The organism is Bacillus sp. C-3-6, from assembly GCF_054509685.1.
The window spans coordinates 1,844,648-1,864,657 of the sequence record NZ_CM137247.1 but is presented as its reverse complement, the minus strand read 5'-3'; the positions used below and the strand labels follow the sequence as shown (position 1 = coordinate 1,864,657).

At 33.1% G+C, this 20,010-nt stretch carries 18 protein-coding genes; 5 read left to right on the top strand and 13 right to left on the bottom strand.

The window, feature by feature from the left end; all coding sequences use genetic code 11:
* Positions 1-83 precede the first annotated feature (83 nt).
* Positions 84-848, top strand: a complete 765-nt coding sequence (locus ACW0JX_RS09620; RefSeq protein ID WP_075720028.1) for an alpha/beta fold hydrolase — start codon at positions 84-86, stop codon at positions 846-848.
* A gap of 99 nt (positions 849-947) precedes the next feature.
* On the opposite strand, the gene entFM is transcribed toward ACW0JX_RS09620, so the two are convergent.
* Entirely contained in the window at positions 948-2,240 is a 1,293-nt protein-coding gene (entFM, locus tag ACW0JX_RS09615) for an enterotoxin EntFM (protein WP_075720030.1), read from the bottom strand.
* A 690-nt stretch (positions 2,241-2,930) separates the two neighbouring features.
* Here entFM and ACW0JX_RS09610 point away from each other — a divergent pair.
* A complete protein-coding gene (locus ACW0JX_RS09610; RefSeq protein ID WP_459245627.1) occupies positions 2,931-3,101 on the top strand; it encodes a DNA mismatch repair protein MutT in 171 nt (56 codons plus the stop codon).
* Positions 3,102-3,147: 46 nt separating this feature from the next.
* Here the strand turns inward: ACW0JX_RS09610 and ACW0JX_RS09605 are convergent, their stop codons facing one another.
* Complete coding sequence (locus ACW0JX_RS09605) at positions 3,148-3,750, bottom strand: nitroreductase family protein (RefSeq protein WP_459245626.1); 603 nt, start codon at positions 3,748-3,750, stop codon at positions 3,148-3,150.
* A gap of 246 nt (positions 3,751-3,996) precedes the next feature.
* Positions 3,997-4,950: a D-alanyl-D-alanine carboxypeptidase family protein gene (locus ACW0JX_RS09600; RefSeq protein WP_001080878.1), complete on the bottom strand. Its 954-nt coding sequence runs from the start codon at positions 4,948-4,950 to the stop codon at positions 3,997-3,999.
* Between the two features lie 206 nt (positions 4,951-5,156).
* Here ACW0JX_RS09600 and ACW0JX_RS09595 point away from each other — a divergent pair, with 206 nt between their 5' ends.
* The 3 genes from ACW0JX_RS09595 (at position 5,157) to ACW0JX_RS09585 (ending at position 6,973) form a co-directional block, all read left to right on the top strand.
* Positions 5,157-6,158 carry a S66 family peptidase gene (locus ACW0JX_RS09595; protein WP_459245625.1) on the top strand — a complete coding sequence of 334 codons (1,002 nt, stop codon included), beginning with the start codon at positions 5,157-5,159 and terminating at the stop codon, positions 6,156-6,158.
* Between the two features lie 142 nt (positions 6,159-6,300).
* Positions 6,301-6,642, top strand: a complete 342-nt coding sequence (locus ACW0JX_RS09590) for an EamA family transporter (RefSeq protein ID WP_075719850.1) — start codon at positions 6,301-6,303, stop codon at positions 6,640-6,642.
* Positions 6,635-6,973 (top strand): EamA family transporter, encoded by a 339-nt coding sequence (locus ACW0JX_RS09585; protein ID WP_001089874.1) that lies wholly within the window; start codon positions 6,635-6,637, stop codon positions 6,971-6,973. Before ACW0JX_RS09590 ends, ACW0JX_RS09585 begins: the two co-directional genes overlap by 8 nt.
* A gap of 35 nt (positions 6,974-7,008) precedes the next feature.
* Here the strand turns inward: ACW0JX_RS09585 and ACW0JX_RS09580 are convergent, their stop codons facing one another.
* The 10 genes from ACW0JX_RS09580 to cydA all read right to left on the bottom strand — a co-directional run bounded on the left by ACW0JX_RS09580 (position 7,009) and on the right by cydA (position 19,491).
* The gene (locus tag ACW0JX_RS09580) at positions 7,009-7,455 is read right to left on the bottom strand and encodes a DUF6376 family protein (RefSeq protein ID WP_000695205.1); all 447 of its coding nucleotides are present in this window, start codon (positions 7,453-7,455) and stop codon (positions 7,009-7,011) included.
* Between the two features lie 90 nt (positions 7,456-7,545).
* Positions 7,546-7,767: a hypothetical protein gene (locus tag ACW0JX_RS09575; protein ID WP_142238961.1), complete on the bottom strand. Its 222-nt coding sequence runs from the start codon at positions 7,765-7,767 to the stop codon at positions 7,546-7,548.
* A 215-nt stretch (positions 7,768-7,982) separates the two neighbouring features.
* On the bottom strand, positions 7,983-8,549 hold the full coding sequence (locus ACW0JX_RS09570) for an acyltransferase (RefSeq protein ID WP_001084185.1): 567 nt from the start codon (positions 8,547-8,549) through the stop codon (positions 7,983-7,985).
* Complete coding sequence (locus ACW0JX_RS09565) at positions 8,542-9,672, bottom strand: DegT/DnrJ/EryC1/StrS aminotransferase family protein (RefSeq protein ID WP_075720013.1); 1,131 nt, start codon at positions 9,670-9,672, stop codon at positions 8,542-8,544. The genes ACW0JX_RS09570 and ACW0JX_RS09565 overlap by 8 nt, the downstream gene beginning before the upstream one ends.
* 19 nt (positions 9,673-9,691) lie before the next feature.
* Positions 9,692-12,253 (bottom strand): glycosyltransferase, encoded by a 2,562-nt coding sequence (locus tag ACW0JX_RS09560; RefSeq protein ID WP_459245624.1) that lies wholly within the window; start codon positions 12,251-12,253, stop codon positions 9,692-9,694.
* A gap of 107 nt (positions 12,254-12,360) precedes the next feature.
* Positions 12,361-13,509, bottom strand: coding sequence for a hypothetical protein (locus tag ACW0JX_RS09555; RefSeq protein ID WP_459245623.1), 1,149 nt, complete (start codon positions 13,507-13,509; stop codon positions 12,361-12,363).
* A gap of 133 nt (positions 13,510-13,642) precedes the next feature.
* Positions 13,643-15,367, bottom strand: coding sequence for a thiol reductant ABC exporter subunit CydC (gene cydC, locus ACW0JX_RS09550; protein WP_089170821.1), 1,725 nt, complete (start codon positions 15,365-15,367; stop codon positions 13,643-13,645).
* Entirely contained in the window at positions 15,364-17,085 is a 1,722-nt protein-coding gene (gene cydD, locus ACW0JX_RS09545) for a thiol reductant ABC exporter subunit CydD (RefSeq protein ID WP_459245622.1), read from the bottom strand. The genes cydC and cydD overlap by 4 nt, the downstream gene beginning before the upstream one ends.
* A complete protein-coding gene (cydB, locus tag ACW0JX_RS09540; RefSeq protein WP_000950083.1) occupies positions 17,085-18,101 on the bottom strand; it encodes a cytochrome d ubiquinol oxidase subunit II in 1,017 nt (338 codons plus the stop codon). Before cydB ends, cydD begins: the two co-directional genes overlap by 1 nt.
* Positions 18,088-19,491: a cytochrome ubiquinol oxidase subunit I gene (gene cydA, locus ACW0JX_RS09535; protein ID WP_000448870.1), complete on the bottom strand. Its 1,404-nt coding sequence runs from the start codon at positions 19,489-19,491 to the stop codon at positions 18,088-18,090. Before cydA ends, cydB begins: the two co-directional genes overlap by 14 nt.
* Positions 19,492-20,010: the final 519 nt, after the last annotated feature.

Here is a 20,010-nt window from a genome sequence, read left to right as displayed (position 1 = left end):
TACTTAATATTATTCTATGTGAATTATAGATAAATAATTTAAAACACGATATAAATCTCCAGTTAGTGAAAGGAGTATCCTTTTTGCAAACAAATATACATTCTGAAAAGGAAACAATTATTTTTATTCATGGATTAGTTGGCAATCGTCGCGCCTTCAAAAAGGAGCAAAAACGATTTTCTGCCTCCTACAACATTATAACTTATGACTTATTAGGTCACGGTGATGATAAAGGAGAAGCAATCGACTTTTCATTACAGCGTCTCGTAGATCAATTATTAAACTTATATGAACAAGAAGGTATTAAAAAAGCTCATATTTGTGCGCTAAGTTACGGCTGTTACATCTCTACAATTTTTGCACAAATGCATCCAGAAAAAGTATTAAGTATTTGTCATATTGGAGGACATTACAATAACCCTTCTCGCTTATATAGCGTATTCCAAAATTTTTGGGAGAAGCGAGGGGATGAATACTCTAAATGGCTCTCTCAATACGCAAATACTATTTTTCCAAGTGGTATACTAAAAGCAAATCCGTTTGCAGTCATTTCAAGAAATATTTACTACCGTTTCGGATTACAATTACATTCATCCATTATTGCCCAGTCATTACGACATCGGTTAGACTTCGATTTAAAGTCTAAATTAAAATCACTTCCTCACCCTATACTATGGGTAATGGGCGAGCATGATCATCTCTATAAATCTTGTCTATTTGATTTGAAATCTATTTTACCTAACGTTCTATATAAGGAAATACCTTTAGCAGGACATGCAGCGAACTTATTTCGTCCTAACTATTTCCATGACTTATATGATCGATTTTTAAATGGAAATTTAAAATAAAAACTATTAAACTTCCAATTTATACAACTATAAAAAGGCTTCCCAAGTTTCCTTGGAAAGCCTTTTCTCTATACGAAAAGTATATAAAACTACTTTTTTTTAGTATGCTTTTGTGTAACCTAATAGGTGCTTGCTCCAGTAAGAGTTACTTACAGAACTAATACGTACACCAGTTGCATCTGTTTCTGCACTAATGAACTGACCGTTTCCTAAGTAAACACCCATGTGAGAAGGACCTGATTTATAAGTATTTTGGAAGTATACTAAATCACCTGGTTGTGGATTACTAGTTTTTGTTTTAGAGCTCCAGTATCCAGCAACTGTTTGACGAGCGCCTTTATGACCAGTTTGATTTAATACGTAGTGAATGAATCCACTGCAGTCAAAACCAGCAGGTGTTGTACCAGCAGTTCTGTATGGTGAACCATTTAAAGATCTAGCGAATCCAGCGATTGAAGATGTATCTCCACCTGTTGTTGGTTTTTGTACGTCTTTACCTGGTTGTTGAACGTTATTTGTAACGTTATTGTTATTGTTATTGTTATTTGTAACGTTGTTTACTCCGCCTTTTACAAACTTAACGAAGTCTGCACTTACGTAACCCGTGCGGCCGTTATGGTTAATTTTGTACCAGCCATTTTCAGCGCCAGTAACGTTTAGTACTTTACCATTTGTTACTCCACCGATTACAGCGTTGTATGTAGCTGGGCCTGTACGTACTTTTAAAGCACCAGTGTTAACAACATAAGAACCACCAGTTTGAACTGTTGTAGTATTGTTGTTTGTAGTTGGTTGTTGTGTTTCGTTAGATACAGCAGAACCACCTTTTGTTACGAAGTCTTTGCTTACGTATCCAGTTCCACCATTGAAGTTGATTTTAAACCAATCTTGTACTTCACCTACAACTTGTACTGTTTTACCTTTGTTTACAGAACCTAATACTGTATGAGATGTACTTGGGCCTGTACGTACGTTAAGTGAAGAAACGTTTACTGTGTAAGTACCTGTTCCTTGTTGAACAGTCGTTCCTGTTTTGCCACCAGTCGTTACGAAGTCACCACTTACATAACCTGTTTGACCATTTACGTTTACTTTGAACCAACCGTTTTCTTGTCCAACTACTTGTAGCACTTGACCTGATTTCACTTTAGAAATAACGTTATGTCCTGTACCAGCACCTGAACGAACATTTAATACATCAGCAGTTACTGTGTATTTTAATTCAGAAGTTGTTTCTACAGTTTTTGTTTCAGTTACAGTCGTTTGAGTTTGAGTTTGTCCATTAATTTCTTTTAGCGCTTCATTTGAAACTTGTGCATGAGCAGAATCCATTCCTGGAACTGCAACGCCAGCTACAGAAGCTGCTGCTAAACCTGCAATTACTTTTTTCATAAGTTGTCTTTACTTCCTTTCCCTACTATCCTCTTAAAAAAACTTAAAACTTTAATACTTTACAATATTATCAAAGTAAAATATTCATCCAGTTCCATTTTTTAGCAAGAGTTTTATTTTTCACACAGAGTTCATTTTAAATGAACAAAGTGAAATCCGTGTGAACTTCATGTGAACTTTATCATTAATTATAGTGTTTTTGCAATGATTTTTTCAAATTTCTTATATATCGCATGAAAATTCGACATTTCATTTAATATCTCAATATAAAACATCCCTTTTCTATCTTCTATAAAAAATTCTATTAACCTAATACAAACCACACTATGTATTTCCTTATAAAGCTCCTTACATGAAGTATACTTTCATCATGACAAAAATCACTCTATTTATCAATAGTATAATATTTTTAGAAAACTAAATTTCTATACTATCTACAATTTTGAAATAATTTGACGAATTGTAAGATTTATTTCACAAAAACCATTTCTCCTTTAAAGAAAACACACACTATACCAACTGTTTTCTTTTCCGATAATGGAATTTATAAGATAATCATAGTATTATATATCATAATAAAATAAAACTTTAATTAGTAAAGGTTTTATCCCCCCGCTAATTATTAACCCTCACTACTCGGGCTACCCATTAATGCGGAATTTTATTGGAATAAAAAGAGGAGGCATATTTGTGAGAAATATAATAGATGATCCATTACAAAAAAATATAGAGCCATACTATGCTTTTATTCAATTCGTTTCAATGATAACATTACAAAAAGTATCAGCTATTGAAATACGTAAAAATGAATTAAAAAATCAGATGAAAAATGCTGGACAAAAAAACCCTTATTACGTATAAAAAAGGTGAACAGGTTATATTCCTGTTCACCTTCTATCAAATTATTTTATTTATAAATTTTCACACGGTTTTCTAACGGTTGGAATTCTTTTTCACCAGCATGTACTACCGGTTTACCAAATGGCATTTGCGCAGCGAGCTTCCAATTTGCTGGAACATCCCACTCTTTTCTCACTTCTTCATCAATTAGCGGATTGTAATGCTGCAACGTAGCACCAAACCCTTCAATTTCTAAAGCTGTCCAAATTGCAAATTGTAACATTCCTGATGATTGCTGAGACCAAGTTGGGAAATTATCTTTATATAATGCAAAGTTTGCTTGAAGTCCTTCCACAACTTCACTGTCTTCAAAATATAAAACCGTTCCATAACCACTTTTAAATGCATTCATTTTTTCTTCAGTAGGTGCAAAGTTATTTTCAGGTACAATTTTTCTTAATGTTTCTTTCGTAATATCCCATAATTTATCATGTTGTTCTCCTAATAAAACAACAACGCGAGCACTTTGAGAATTAAAAGCTGAAGGTGTATGTTTTACAGCATGATAAATCACTTCTTGAATTTTCTCATCAGAAACTACTTGCTCTTTACTAATTGCATAAATAGATCTTCTGTCTTCAATTGCTGAGTAAAAATCTTTTGCCATCATAATTCCCTCCAATTTTCAATTGAGGCTATTTCATATGTATATGTCATATTACGCCCCTTAAACTTATTATTAATAAGCTTATAACTTTATAATATCACAGCAACAAATAAACTCAAATGATAACACTTGTATTTAGAATCTTTTTCCTTTTTAAAGTTAAAATAAAAAGACCGTTTGTTGTTATCTAAAATTAGTAACAACAAACAGTCTTACTTATGTAGCGATCTAGATTCGTATTTTACTTACTTAATTAACTAAGCCAAATGCATACGACATTAACTTATTTGTCTCTGTAAAACGTTTTGTTTTACTTGATGTCCCCATGACCACTGTAATAATTCGATTATCACCTTGCTTTGCAGTCCCCGTAAAACAATATCCTGCACTATCTGTAAATCCTGTTTTTAGTCCGTCCATTCCTTCTATATATAAACTTTTATTATTTTTGTTTAACATGTCGTTTGTGCTTATAACATTTATATTATTAAATGCTAGCTGACTTTGACGCAAGTGAGTCACTTCTAATATTTCCGGATAATCTTTTATAAGATGATACGCCAATTGTGCTACATCAGCAGCCGTCATTTTTGTTTCACTTCCATCTGGCTCTTGTAATCCAGAAGCATTTGCAAATTTAGCATGTTCCGACATTTTTAACTGTTTCGCTTTTGCATCCATAAGCTGAACGAAATCTTTCTCCGATTTTGCCATATGTTCTGCTAAAGCCACAGCTGAATTATTAGCTGACTCAATCATTAATGCATGATATAAATCTTTAACAGTTAATGTGTCATTAACTTGTACTGGGATTCTCGCTCCCTCTGTTTGTGCCGCCTTCGCACTCATTTTAACTGGATCTTCCCAGCGAACTTTCCCGTTATGTATACTCTCTAGTAGGAGATACGCTGTCATCATCTTAGACATACTAGCCGGTGCAAAAGCTTCATTTTCATTATATTGATAAATAATATCTCCATCACTCGCATCGATAATCATAGCCGCTTTTGCGTTAATTTCTGGTGGGATGTACTTTGGCGGGACTACTTTTTCAGTAAATCCTGCTTTAGGTAGTTCTGCCACTTGCAAAGGTTGTCCTTCTACATTCGCTACGCTCTTTTGATTTCCTTGGAATAAGAACCAACATATCCCTAAAATAATGACTAATAGGACTGTCATCCTTCCCCATTTTAACCGATTCATTTCAAAACTCCTTTAGCAAACCTTTTATACACTCACATTTAACCTTAACAACAATTCCTTTATACAGTCAAGGTAAAAAGTATATTTATTCATATACAGTAATTATTATTTTAATTTGTTTATGTTACACTTATAATACTGAAATATAAGAATATTCAACAATAAAATCTTGTAAATAAACTATTTAATAGAAGGGATTCATACAAATGCTACTTCCAAAATCATTAAAATATGGAGACACAATTAGGATCTACTCCCCTTCTTCACCAGTAACCTACACTTCTCCAAAAAGATTTGAACGAGCAAAATCTTACTTACAACAGAAAGGGTTTCGTATATTAGAAGGTTCATTAACAAGTCGATATGATTTTTATCGTTCTGGTAGCATACAAGAGCGTGCTGATGAACTAAATACCTTGATAAGAAACCCTAATATTTCTTGTATTATGTCAACAATTGGTGGGATGAATTCAAATTCAATATTACCTTATATTGATTATGACGCTTTTCTAAATAACCCTAAAATAATGATTGGATATTCAGATGCAACTGCTTTATTACTAGGAATTTATGCTAAAACAGGAATCCCTACATTTTATGGGCCCGCTCTCGTCCCTTCCTTTGGCGAATTTGAACCTTTTGTTAACTGCACATACAAATATTTTGCAGAAACTTTACTACATGATCAATCTCTTCCTTATCATATAAAACAACCATTATTTTGGTCAGATGAATTTATTAATTGGGAAGAAAAGACGAAGGAGAAAGAACTTCGACCAAACAATTGGATTTCAGTAATTGAAGGAAAAGCTACTGGGCGTATTATTGGCGGGAATTTAAACACGATACAAGGAATTTGGGCTAGCCCCTATATGCCACATATTCAAGAAGGCGATATTCTCTTTATTGAGGACAGTTCAAAAGATGCAGCTACTATCGAAAGAAGCTTTTCATTCCTTAAAATTAACGGTGTATTTGATAAAATTTCAGGTATCATTCTTGGAAAACATGAGCAATTTGATGATTGTGGTACAAATCGAAAACCTTTTGAAATACTGTTGGAAGTACTTCAAAATCAAAGAATTCCTTTTCTAGCTGACTTCGATTGTTGTCATACACATCCAATGATTACTATACCTTTCGGTGTTCAAGTAGAGTTGGATGCAACAAATAAAACGATACATATTGTAGAATCTTGGAAAAAATGAATGCATGGCTTCTATTGTTTTACAATAAAAGCCATGATACTATATAATTTGGAATGTGAAAGATTAAACAAAATATATTTCTATATCTATCATTAAAAAAACAGATATAAATAGATATTTATATGTAAAAGAGAGTGAATAAATGAAACCAACTATTAAAAATTATGTATTTTTACATGTAGCTTTTTTGATATATTCTATCATTATGGTTTACATGAAATGGGCAGCTCAATTTCCAATTGCTTCAATCTCATTTTTTGTTGCTTATTTCGGACTTGTTTTACTTTTATTCGGATATGCAATTTTATGGCAACAAGTAATTAAACATTTCGAAATTTCAAAAGCATATTCACATCGAGGGATTATTATACTATGGTCAATGCTTTGGTCAGTATTTCTATTTGGAGATACAATTCAGTGGAATCATTTACTTGGTGCAGCTATTATTATCGTCGGAATTGTGGTGGTGACAAAAGATGAATAGTTATATGCTATTGTTTATTTTCGGGATAATTTTAGCAAATTACTCACAAATATTATTAAAAAAAGCTACTTTACAACAATACGATTCTAGAATAAAAGAATATGTGAATCCTTATGTTATTATCGGTTACTCTTTATTTGTACTTAATGCTGGATTAAATGTAATCGCCATGAAGGGCATGGAATTAAAACAAGCATCAGCATTAGAATCCTTAAGTTATATCATCATATTAATTTTCGGTTGGTATTTCCTAGGGGAAAAAATAACGAAACGTAAACTCATCGGCAACATGATTATTATCGTTGGTGTAATCGTTTATTGTATCCAATAACAAAAAGCTCCGTTTGTAACAAACGGAGCTTTTTGTTATTGACCTAAATTTTGCACCTTATCTTTCAAATCACGAACTTGATCTATCGTCTGCATGAGCTCTGAGTTTTTAAATTGCTCTACGTCCATTTTTCCTTCTTCTATCTTTTTCATAGACGTATCAATTAACGAATTTAGCTTTTCATTATATCCAACGATTTGTTGATGAAGATCCTTCGCCACATCTGGTGGCGTTAATTCATTGAAAGCTGGTATATCTTGTTTAATTTCATTCAGCTTCGTTTCTAATTCTTTTCGAGCTGTCCCATCGTTAATAGCTTTCTCTGCTAATGCCGGTGCTTCATTTGCAAATGCGCTTATTTCATTTACATAGTCTGTCGCCTTTTGAGCATAATCTATGGAGTTCTTTCCTTCCTCCACTATTGAACATCCCATTAAACCAATTGAAACTATAAATACTAATAAAATTGATTTTATTTTCATTTCAGACTCCCTTCGTCTTTATAATTGTCTATAATTTTCTCTATCATAACTTCTAGCTAAATTGCTTACAACCTTTTTTCAAATAGCTATTTATACTCTTACATGCCCTATTATCGTTACAACATCTATTTCTATATGTACGCTTATAATATCTTCAATTATATCCATATATCCTTGTCCTATAGCTGCTCCATAGTGTAATGTAATCCCCTTCTTTTCATACACTGACTGTGGCACTAAAAAAATAAATCTCCTCAAGTTTCTTTCATCAGCTGGTTCCATAATTAAAACAATCCCATCCTCATCAAACATATACGCTCGCCCTCCAACTTTACATTCACTATGGCTCAGTATTGCCTTGGTCAGCAAAATTTAAAACATAATAAGTTTAGATACACTCTGCTCTATCATAAAGTGAAACTTTAATCAGCTCCCACCTAATTTCTTTGCTTTCGCTGAATTTTGAGGTGAAGTCTTACTGCCCGGCAAATAGCGAGATAAAAATAAAAAGCATTCATTCTTTTTTATTAAGAATGAATGCTTTTTAAAAAATCAATTTCCAACTCTAGCATCTTTTTTTGACGAGGTTTTACTTTCCTTACGGGAACTCCAGCGTAAATATACCAATCATCTAAACTCTCTTTTACCATACTCATCGCGCCGACTGCCGTTCCTTCTCCTACCGTTACATTTGGAAAAATAATAGAATTAGCACCAATAATCACATGTTTTTTTAAAATAACTTTTTCTGCTTTCACATTCCTATATTGATTCGGGACGGTTGGCCCCATTAATGTATTTCCACTGAAATCATCAAGTACTGCATATACGATTGTTTTAGCTGAGATGTTTGCAAAATCATGCATTTCAATCCCAACTTCCCCTCCATATAACGCTGTATACGCTGATATGTGCGAATAACTTCCAATTGTAATTTTACCACTTAAAATGCAAAAATCATCAATTCTTACATGATTGCCAACTGATATAGCACTCGGATTATATATACTTGCTTTTTTACTAACCAATACATTTTTCCCAACAGATAAAAATCCAATTTTCTTTAGTTCTTCTTGACTATAAAAACTATTCATCTACCGACACCACCTTCTGCTCTAAACAGATTACAATTTGCTCTACTAGTTCTTTCGTCATTCCTTCCCATAAAGGTAAACTTACGATTCGTTTTGCTATTTTATTCGTTTTTGTTAAATCTGTAGACTTATAGTTTTTAAAAAGAACTTGTTGGTGGCAAGATGGTGAAAAGTATAATCTAGCTTCTATTTTCTGTTTTTTCAGTTCTTCTATTACTTGTATGTTGCGAACTTCTTCTGGACAAATGATAGGCATAAATTGGTGAATAACTGCTTCTGTCTTTTGGACTTTCCACCCTTTTTTCATTAACCCAGTATTTTGTAACAACTGTTTATACCATTCAGAAATACGGGTGCGTTCTTTTAATTTTTGATCCCACTTTTTTATAGTCGCAATCCCAATAGCTGCTGCGTATTCAGACATTTTACAATTAAACCCCATCATCGTGCATTCACGATTTTTATCAAATCCGAAATTCCCCATTCTTTTAATACGTTGTATATCTTCTTCGTTTTTACTATATATGAGCCCTCCTTCACCAATTCCGAACGGCTTTGTTGCATGAAAGCTATATACGATCATTCCAATAAAATCTTGACCATAATGCATCCCTCCATTCATTAATCCAAATCCCGGCGCCGCATCTACGACAACCGGAATCCCCTTCTTCTCTAATTCTTCATATTCTTCTAAGTTCATCCATGATCCAAAGGTGGCGTACGGGACAACAATCGCAACCTCTTCTTTTAATTCTTCTATCTTATCCAAAAGTACCGTTTTATCCATATACCAATCATCTATTGAAATATCAATAAAGTAAGGTTCCAATCCACACCAAATAGCGGCTAAGGCAGTCGCAGGGAATGTAAAGCTAGGCATGAGAGCATACTTTCCCTTTCTTCTTTTCTTTAGTTGAATAGCCGCCATTAACCCTAACGTTGCGTTTGCTACTGTTGTAACAGCTCCCCTGTTTTGAAAAAATGACGACATAATTGTTTCCTCAAAACGTTGATTTATAGGTCCATAATTCGTATATATGTGAGATGTATCAATTTCCTTCAATTCGTCCAAATACTCACTTACAGGTACAGTTGAAGCACGTAAAAAAGGAATATTCTCCATATCTATCTATTCCTTCCTATCATTTTCGGACAATATAGAGCATATCTGTTTCAGATAATCCAAATTTCCTAGCACTTTTCATTCCTTGTTTTTCCGCTATGTTATATAATTCCACCTTAAATCCTGCATTCATTAATCTTTGAATAAATCCCGATTGATTATAAATTCTCACATGATCTTCTTGACCAAAAGCTAGTTTCCTCAATTGTGGTGTTACAATTAATTCATTCTCTACAATAAAATCTATATTCATTACGATTGGTACTTGAATAATTCCCCATCCATTTGGCTTTAATACTCTATATAACTCTCGCATTGCTTTGTCATCATCAGGAACGTGTTCTAACACATGGCTACATAATATTACATCAAAAGTATTACTATCATATGTAATCCTTGTAACATCAATTTCCTTCATTAATGGATCCTTTGGTTCTAAGTCACCACATACATACGTAATATTTTTATACTCGTTAAACCAATCTCTTAACTTCGCTTCAGGTGCAATATGAAGCATTGTATAGTTTCTATTTAACAAGTCCGTTTCCGTTTCAATGTACGCACGATACAATCTTTCACGATCCATCGAATTACAAACTGGACATATCCCTGTATCTTTATTCCACATCTCAAATTTATATTTCGGAAAATCATAATGTGCTGGCCAAGGTGAAAATTTTTCAAATTGTTTATTGCAATATTGACAATAACAAGATTCTTTCTCGAACATATGAGCAACTAACTTGTTTAATCCTTTTTTTATCTTTTCATTATAAATTTGATCTAGTTCGCCATTTCTTACTGCATCCTTAACTATAAATCCCGCATTTTCTAAACAATAAGATAAACTCTCTTTATACTCACTTTCGGAACTTAAAAATCCACTATTATATGCATCTATAATTAATTCAATCCACTCTTCAATTGTCATTAAAATAAAATGCATTTGTTTTTGATTTTGTCCACTATGTTGTCTAAAATAACTAAGAGGTTCTTGTATATAAACTACTTTTCCTTTCCTCATCATATCTAGCCAAGTTGCAATGTCATTAATAGCAGAATAAGCCTTTCCTTTAAAATATCCAAACTTCCCGTCAAACAAATTCCGATTAAACAAAACAGTTGTCGGCTCACCAACTACATTTTTCAAGTTTTTTAACATATAATTCCCTAATTCTTTTCCTTCAAAAAGTGTAGTTTCTTTCGCGATTTTCATATTTAATGTTGAAGGGGGTAATATCTCTCCATTCTCATCAATCAGTTCACGATATGACGTCACAAATGAAATATTTTCTAACGTCAAAAAGTATTGCATCATTCTCTCGATCTTTTCATGATGAAATAAATCATCATCTAATAAAAAGTTTATATAATCACCATTCGCAAGTTCTATACACTTATTAAAGTTTTCGGCAACTAATGGCGTTTCATTTTTAACATATGTAATACACTCATATTCACGTAAGTACGGTTGAATCATAGCATTGACTTCATTATTTGTACTGTCGTCAGAAATAATAATTTCTATATTTTCATATGTTTGATTCAGAGCACTGTTGAGCGCTAATTCCAAGTAATAAGGTCTATTGTACGCAGGAATAAGTATACTTACTTTCGGTAAAGAAGAATTATTATTTATATGTTGTTTTTTCTTTTCTATGTTTATTTTCTTCGCTCTAATTTTTTGGTAATAGTCTAATGTATATAATATGGATGATGGAACTATCCTTCTTGCATAATCTAGAAAATTAGTTACCGCTTTGTCTAACTCTTTTTCGGTGGATAAGAAACCATATTGTTCTCCTGCTATAATACTGTGTGAAAAATCTTCTAACCCATCCATCATTTTATTAGATTCATTTAACTGTTGATCTGGATGTAATCGAAAGTAACTAAGTGTTTCTGCTATATATACTGCTTTTCCTTTACTTAATAAAGATAACCATGAAGCTATATCTACGTTACATAAATACCGCCTCTTATCAAAAATCCCATATGGTTCTTGTAAATCATTTTTACGAAATAAAACTGTTGTCGGTTCTCCAATATAATTTTTTTGATCCACTATTACCTTATTTCCTAATTCTGTTCCCTCTATAATCGTATCTTCATCAAATAAACGGACAGTTGAATAAATATGTCGCAGTTCTTTCCCTTTATCATCAATTACTTGACGATGAGATGTTACAAGCTTAATTTCATTATCTAAATCATTGAAAAAATACTTCATCATTTTTTCAATTTTATTTACATGAAATACATCATCATCCATTAAAAAATTTATATACTCACCGTTCGCTTCATGAAATAACATTAACGCATTTTCAAATTGTCCGAGAGTTGATCTATTTTTTATATACATAATATTTGAATGATCACATAAGTATTTTTGTAACACTTTTTCTGTTTCATCATTCGTGCTGTCATCTCCAACTATAATTTCTATATTAGGGTATGTTTGTTCTAATACACTACATAACGCCTTTTCAAAGTAACGAGGACGATTATACGTAGGAATTAATACACTTACCAACGGAAGTTGCTCTACCACCTCTTCAGTTCTTTCAATACGAGTTCTCATTTTAACTCTCTCACCTCTTCGCATATTATTTATATACGCGACACAAAAATCACATTACTTTAACTGTATGGAGCCTATATACATTTATGCAAACATGAAACAAAATATCATACTTTTCGTTCCTGAATAAACATATTTAATAACGCGGACATTTTATTTGCACCTTTTTTATTCATATGATCACTATCATAAAAATCATCCTCACAAAATAATGGCGAATCAAATAGATCTATAATTTGAAAAGAATATTGAGTTTGAAACTCATTTATAACTTTATAAAAATCTTCTTTTAATTTCTTACTACTACAATTGAAATAATGTGAAGTAACAGGGAATACAACAATTAATGGCTTTATATCGTTTTTTAACAGTAATTCTAAATATTTCTTAAAAATCATTTTATTTTCAACTAAAGTATGAGGATACGCCAATTTAGCATGTGAAGCTGCTCTTATTTTCCCGTGTTCTTCAAAAGGAATGTGAAGTGGAATGATATTCCATTCAGCATTTATCCAAGGCAGTATCAATGATTCATCTTTTAGTTCATCTAATAAAATATATTCAAAATGCAAATTAAAAATAGAAAGAAGTGGTTTCGGAGTATTTAGATGTAAGAATCCATCAGTGGGTAGAGGAGAATGAACTACAGTATGATGACCATCTTGAAACAATGGATAATATACTTTGTGAATTCTATACGATTCAGATGATAACGACATATCAAAGAAAAACGAGAAATAGGCTATTCCTATTAAACAATATTGAAATGAATGAGTGTTTGATAGAAGTTGTGACGCTATTAAATAATCATAGTATAGATCTTGAGATGGAAGTGTTAATTTTATTGACTTTTTTGAGAGGAGCTCCGTACTTATGCCACAATGTGGATAAGACAAACCGGTAGCAAACAATTCATACGTCGGATCACTCTTTGCTTTTTTCATAGAAATGTATAAAGACATAAGATCCGGATTTATTTGATAGATAGAAATTAATTTGTCCTTCCATTCATACATGTATTTTGTTAAATTAATAATTTTTGAACTTTGCACGCCCCTATTTATCAATTCATTTGTAAGTTTTTCTGCGTCCACTCTCCAAATGACTATATATTGAAAAGAATTTTCTATTCGAACAACATCTGAAACGTCTACAACATGAACTATTGTTTTACATTTATTTTTGTCTAATGTATTTCGAATCCTATCCCCTGATAATTCATCACTTAAAACAATGATTTTATATTGCTCCTTCATGTACATCCCTCCATTATATGTATAATATGAAATTCATTTTTAATTCGTAACAATCATATACACCTGCAATCTAACAAAAAAAAATAGCTTCACCATTAGGCGTAGCTATTTTTACAATTATTGCTTATTCAAATTATATTCCTTTATCTAACTCATAAAGTTTACGATACTTTTCATTTTCTTTCAGAAGTTGTTTATGACTACCTTGCATGACAATTTGGCCACGATCAAGGAATATAACTTCGTCTACATGTTCTATTCCTACAAGATGGTGCGTAATCCAAATAACCGTCTTTTCTTCCGTTGCAGAAAACATTGTTTCAATTAAAGACAATTCTGTTTTCGGATCTAAACCGATAGTCGGTTCATCAAGTACAATGATGGGTGTTTCTTGCATAAGAGTTCTAGCAAAAGCAACCCTTTGTCTTTCCCCACCAGAAAACCGCTTTCCCATTTCATGCATTTTTGTTTGTAATCCGTCTGGAAGAGAAGTAACATGTGAAGCTAGTTGTGCTTTCTCTAAAGCTTTCCATATCTCTTCATCCGTCGCCTCTGGTTTGCCAATTCGTACATTATTTCCAATTGTCGTATCAAACAAATGCGGCTTTTGATTTAATACAGAAATATATTTAGATAAAAGATTCGTATGAGCTCGTTCACCATTCAATACAACTTGGCCATTTACTGGGCTTAACGCCCCTGTTAACAATTTTAGTAAAGTAGATTTCCCTGTCCCACTTCTCCCTAAAATAGCAATTTTCTTCCCTGCTTTTATTTGTAATGATACATCTTTTAATACAATCTCATTACTATCTGGATAACTATACGATACGTGATTCAGTTCAATATCTACACGTTTTGGTTCAATATAATCTTTCTCTCCATGCAAATCCATTTCATCGTGTAAAACACTATCACTTTCTACGCCATTAAGACGATGGGTAGATTCTACATACGACGGGATTCGATCGATGGCATCTGCAATAGGAATAAGCGCGTTCGTTACAGATAAAGTCATTAATACGAAAGCTGCGATAACTGTAGGAGCAATTTGTTCACTTGCCGCTCCATTCCCAGTCCATATGATCATCGAAATAACTACAATACCTACTACTAATTGAATGATACTGTCCCGAATATGATACCAGCGTTTCACTCTCTTTTCGATTTTTAACAACTGATCATTTTGTTTTACATACTCATTAATAAATTCATCTTTACGACCACTTGCTTGCCAATCAGATAATCCAAAAACAGCATCTGTCAGTTGTTGATACAAACGGCTTCTGCCTTGCTTTAAAGTAACATGGTGTTTCTTCATCAAAAGTAATGATACAAATGGAAGAAGAAACACGATAATAGCTAACATACAACCTACAATAAGTGCAAAAACAAAATCAAATGCACCGATAACAAGTACGAAGATACTATAAACAACTAGCGCTAATATACTAGGAAATATTGTACGTAAATATAGGTTTTGCAAATGCTCTATATCTTCGGATAACACTCCTAACATATCACCCGTTTGAAATCGAGAACGGAAAAATAACGCCTGTGGTTCTACGATTCTATATAGCTTCGTTCTCATTTTTTCTAATATACGTAGTACGACATCATGTCCGACTAAGCGCTCTATATAATGAAACACAGCTTGCCCTATACTAAACGCTCTTGTTGCAACAATAGGAACATATACAGCCATTACATTTTCTGGTCTAAGGGCAGATTTTGAGATTAAATAACCTGAAATAAAAAGTAACATCGCTCCTGAACTAACTCCAAGAAGACCAAGGAAAATAGTTAAAGTCATTCTACCTTTATTTTGTTTTATATAAGGTTTAACCCAGTTACTCATTTCTCTCCCCTCTCTTCCCTATGAAAATGTAATGTCTCATTCTCTAAAAGTTCTTCATACGTCCCACTTTCTTTCATTTCCCCTTTATTTAAAATAAGGATATGGTCCATATGTTTCATCCAATGTAGACGGTGAGTTGCTAAAAATACTAACTTTCCATTAAATAGACGTAACATCGCTTGCTTTATTTCAAATTCGGTTTCAATATCAAGATGTGCCGTAGGCTCATCTAATAAAATGATTGGTTTTTTACTTAAAAGCGCACGCGCCATAGCAACACGCTGTTCTTGTCCGCCACTTAGCATACGTCCACCTTCTCCAATTCTTTCGTGCATCCCATTTGGAAGTGATGTAACGAGTGAACAAAGGCCGACTTCATTAATAACTCTTTCAACTTCTTCATCTGTTGCATTTGTTTCATAAAAACGAATATTATCCTTTAATGAAAGCGGAAAAATATAAGGTTGCTGCGGAATATAAGCAATATTTTTTTGCCAATCTTCACGAGTAGATCCATCAACTTCTACACCATTTACTAAAATCTTTCCACTCGAAGGAGATAAAAAACCTGCTAATACGTCGATTAACGTCGATTTCCCTGCACCACTTTCACCAATAACACCAATAGCACCGTTACCTTCCCAAGTAAAATTAATCCCTTCTAATATAGCCTTTTCAGATTCAGCATTATTAACTTTGATATCTTGTAATTTCAAGCTACTAGAGGCATTCCATACTATATCTTCATTTAAATCTTTCTTTTGTATTCCTTTTTGTTGTTGCAAAATCTCTTCTATTTGCTCCATCGCAATTTGTCCATCTAATGTCGCATGATAATTTGCTCCCACTTGTTTAATCGGCAGAAAATATTCCGGAGCTAAAATCAAAATTGTAAGGGCTGGTAATAGTATAATCGTTCCATCTATTAAACGTATCCCTAATCCAACTGCAACAAACGCGATTGATAAACTCGTAAAGAAATCTAATGCAAAAGAAGAAAGAAAAGCAACTCGCAAAGTACGCATCGTTGCTTTTCTATATCTTTTACTTACTTTTTCAATCTTTCCTTCGTGCTGTTCACTTTTCCCTAAATACTTTAATGTTTCTAAACCTTTTAACGTATCTACAAAATGATTCGAAAGTACACGATATATCTCATACTGACTATCTGCCATTTTTTGCGCTGCTAATCCGAGAAGAATCATAAATATGATCACGATAGGAATCGTTACAACTAAAATGATTCCAGACTCAATATCTAGCGTAAAAACGTATAGTACAATTAGACCTGGAACGATACTACTTCTAATCATTTTAGGAATCGTTAATTCAATATATGTTTTAAATTTCTCAATCCCCTCAATTGATAAGGTAACCAGATGACCAGTTCCAACAGTTTGAACATACCTTGGACCTAATGTGAAATATGCCTCTATCAATTGTTTTCTTAGTAACGACCCTGTTTTTTCAGCAAAACGTTCCACTAATATTTGTGATGTTCGAACTACTATGTTACGCGCTGCAAACGCGATACCAAAATAAACAACTTCACTTAATATTGTTTGTACTGTCTCTCCATGAAATAAAAACGTAATAGCTCGTGCTAAAAAGATTGTTTGCGCAATAATACTAAAAGCTTCTAAAATACTAATAATCGTTAACGCTACATATAAAATACGGCTACCGGGATAAGACGGAAGTCCTCTTTTTCTTTTCATTAGTACTCCAAATCGTTGTCTGACTTAACAGGTTGTCTAAATACATAATAACTCCATATTTGACTTCCGATAACGAAAGGCAAAATAGCAATCGCAAAGTAAGTCATAAGTTTTAATGCATAAGCTCCTGATGCTGCGTTGTAAATTGTCAAATCATTCATTGCTCCTAAAGAGCTAATCATAACACGTGGGAACATACCGATAAATACACTCGCACTTAGTAAAATGATCGTTAAACTCGTCATAAAGAAAGCCCAACCATCTCTTCTTCTTTTATTTAATAAAGTGGACACTAATAGTGCTACAAAAGCTCCGATTGGTACCATAATCCATTCTGTTCCATGAGCAGTGAAAATGTCGGTTTTCCATAACCCCACACCAGCAAAAACAAGAAGTGTAATTAATGAAAATGGTGCAATTTTTATTGCAGCAATTCGTGCACGTTCTCTCAATTTACCAGTTGTACGTATCGTAAGAAATTGTAATCCGTGAACAATACATAGTAGGAGAAACATTACTCCTCCAAGTAACGCAAATGGATGAAGTAATTGCAAGAATCCACCTACAACATTTTTACTCTCATCAATAGGTACACCTACCATAAAGTTTGCAATCGCAACTCCCCAAAGGATAGGAGGTAACATACTTCCAATAAACATCCCCCAATCCCATGCGCTCTTCCATTTATGATTATCTATTTTCGCACGAAATTTAAAGGAAACACCTCTTAAAATTAAAGCAAGAAGCATAAATACAAATGGAATATAAAAACCACTAAATAAAGTTGCATACCAGTGCGGAAATGCCGCAAACATGGCTCCACCAGCACAAACAAGCCATACTTCATTCGCGTGCCAGAACGGTCCTATTGTATTTAAGTAAACTCGTTTTTCAAAATCATTTTTTCCTAAAAACCTCGAAACCATTCCTACACCAAAATCGAAACCTTCCAGTACGAAGAATCCAACAAACAAGATTGCAATAACTAAAAACCACAACTCATTAAGAGATAACATACTCTTCCTCCTTATCAAATGGATCATGGCTTTGATAATCCTTTTTCGTTTTCTTATTCGTGTGGCCCTTAATGGTACGAACAAATAAGTACACACAAATTCCACCCATAATTAAATACATTGATGTGAATGAAATAAGTGAGAATAATACTTCACCGAATGTTACATTTGGTGATACAGCATCTTCTGTTTTCATTACACCAAATACTACCCAAGGTTGACGACCCATTTCAGTCATAATCCACCCTACTGTATTACCGATGAATGGAAGAGAAATTGCATACACCATTAATTTTAAATACCACGTTTTTTCAGCTAAACGATCTTTTCTTGATAAGAACCATCCGTAAGCTCCTAGAAGAAGCATGAATGTTCCACTCATTACCATCGCTCTAAAACTCCAAAACATTGTATGCACTGGAGGAATATAATCTCCAGGTCCATATTTTTCCTCATATTGTTTTTGAATTTGATTCATCCCTTCAACTTGACCGCTAAACTTATCATACGATAATAGACTTAGCATATAAGGGATTTGAATTTCAAACGAATTTTCTTTCTTCTCTGTATCAATTTTCGAAAATACTGTAAATGGTGCTGGATCCTCACTTGTATTCCATAGCGCTTCAGCTGCCGCCATCTTCATTGGATGTGTCTTAATTAATTGTTGCGCTTGTGCATGACCAAAGAACAATACAAGCGCCGTTGTAATTGTTCCAACAATGATAGAAATTCGGAAAGATTTTTTAAATACTACAGTTTCTTGTCCTTTTGTAATTTTCCATGCACTTACACCCGCAATAAAGAATGCACCTGTTGCAATTGCCGCTGTAATTGTATGCGGGAATTGTACCCATAGTTGTGGGTTTTGAATAATGGCTAAGAAATCATTCATTTGCGCACGACCATCAGCTGCCATTTCATACCCGACAGGTGACTGCATAAATGCACTTGCAGTTAAAATCCAGAATGCTGATAACATCGTTCCAATTGAAAGGAGCCAAATACACATTAAGTGAATTCGCTTCGGTAATTTATCCTCACCGAATACCCATAAACCTAGGAATGTAGACTCAATGAAAAATGCCAGTAATCCTTCAATTGCAAGCGAGGGACCAAATACATCACCTACAAAACGTGAATACGTTGACCAGTTCATACCAAACTGAAATTCTTGTAAAATACCTGTTACTACACCTACTGCAAAGTTAATAAGGAATAATTGCGTCCAAAACTTTGCCATCTTCTTATATACTTCTTGTCCTTTTACCACATACAACGTTTGCATGATCGCAATAATAAAAGCTAAACCAATTGACAGCGGAACAAAAAAGTAATGGAAAATCGTTGTTGATGCGAACTGTATTCGTGCCAATTCGAGCGTTTCCATACTAAAATCACTTCCTTCATAATTTTTATAATAAAAGTTAATTGAGCAATCTTATCAAACTCAATTATTAAGAAATACGAAAAGACAAAAACATTTTGTATGTATTGTCGAAAAATATGAAGTTTCAGTTTTTCAAACTATTGCAATGCTAATTTTTACCTTTTCACTATTTCTGTAGTGTTTTATTCGTTAATCGAATTGTATAATATACCTGCATAGTAAATTCAGGTTATTTTTGACGTATTATTGACATCATTTTGTCTGAAATATGTCTTTTGTCATTTTTTTGAATCAGATTTTTTTCATTAGCAAAATGTGTTTTTTCAATATACTTCTTACTTTTATATCTATAAAACAATCGTTTTTTCTTCATACACTTGACTTTCAACCGAAAAAATGTCCTCGAAACTACCCTCGATAAATGCTTATTTTTTGTCAAGAGAAAAATGTATTTTCAAAATTCAAACTCGAAATAATGTTATTCAAAAATAGAAAATAACTTCCCTCTCCCTCGACTAA

Coding starts and splice junctions, on each gene's coding strand:
- entFM (WP_075720030.1), bottom strand. CDS start 2,240: ATGAAAAAAGTAATTGCAGGTTTAGCAGCAGCTTCTGTAGCTGGCGTT.
- ACW0JX_RS09605 (WP_459245626.1), bottom strand. CDS start 3,750: ATGATGGCAAAAGATTTTTACTCAGCAATTGAAGACAGAAGATCTATT.
- ACW0JX_RS09600 (WP_001080878.1), bottom strand. CDS start 4,950: ATGAATCGGTTAAAATGGGGAAGGATGACAGTCCTATTAGTCATTATT.
- ACW0JX_RS09595 (WP_459245625.1), top strand. CDS start 5,157: ATGCTACTTCCAAAATCATTAAAATATGGAGACACAATTAGGATCTAC.
- ACW0JX_RS09590 (WP_075719850.1), top strand. CDS start 6,301: ATGAAACCAACTATTAAAAATTATGTATTTTTACATGTAGCTTTTTTG.
- ACW0JX_RS09585 (WP_001089874.1), top strand. CDS start 6,635: ATGAATAGTTATATGCTATTGTTTATTTTCGGGATAATTTTAGCAAAT.
- ACW0JX_RS09580 (WP_000695205.1), bottom strand. CDS start 7,455: ATGAAAATAAAATCAATTTTATTAGTATTTATAGTTTCAATTGGTTTA.
- ACW0JX_RS09575 (WP_142238961.1), bottom strand. CDS start 7,767: ATGTTTGATGAGGATGGGATTGTTTTAATTATGGAACCAGCTGATGAA.
- ACW0JX_RS09570 (WP_001084185.1), bottom strand. CDS start 8,549: ATGAATAGTTTTTATAGTCAAGAAGAACTAAAGAAAATTGGATTTTTA.
- ACW0JX_RS09565 (WP_075720013.1), bottom strand. CDS start 9,672: ATGGAGAATATTCCTTTTTTACGTGCTTCAACTGTACCTGTAAGTGAG.
- ACW0JX_RS09560 (WP_459245624.1), bottom strand. CDS start 12,253: ATGAGAACTCGTATTGAAAGAACTGAAGAGGTGGTAGAGCAACTTCCG.
- ACW0JX_RS09555 (WP_459245623.1), bottom strand. CDS start 13,509: ATGAAGGAGCAATATAAAATCATTGTTTTAAGTGATGAATTATCAGGG.
- cydC (WP_089170821.1), bottom strand. CDS start 15,367: ATGAGTAACTGGGTTAAACCTTATATAAAACAAAATAAAGGTAGAATG.
- cydD (WP_459245622.1), bottom strand. CDS start 17,085: ATGAAAAGAAAAAGAGGACTTCCGTCTTATCCCGGTAGCCGTATTTTA.
- cydB (WP_000950083.1), bottom strand. CDS start 18,101: ATGTTATCTCTTAATGAGTTGTGGTTTTTAGTTATTGCAATCTTGTTT.
- cydA (WP_000448870.1), bottom strand. CDS start 19,491: ATGGAAACGCTCGAATTGGCACGAATACAGTTCGCATCAACAACGATT.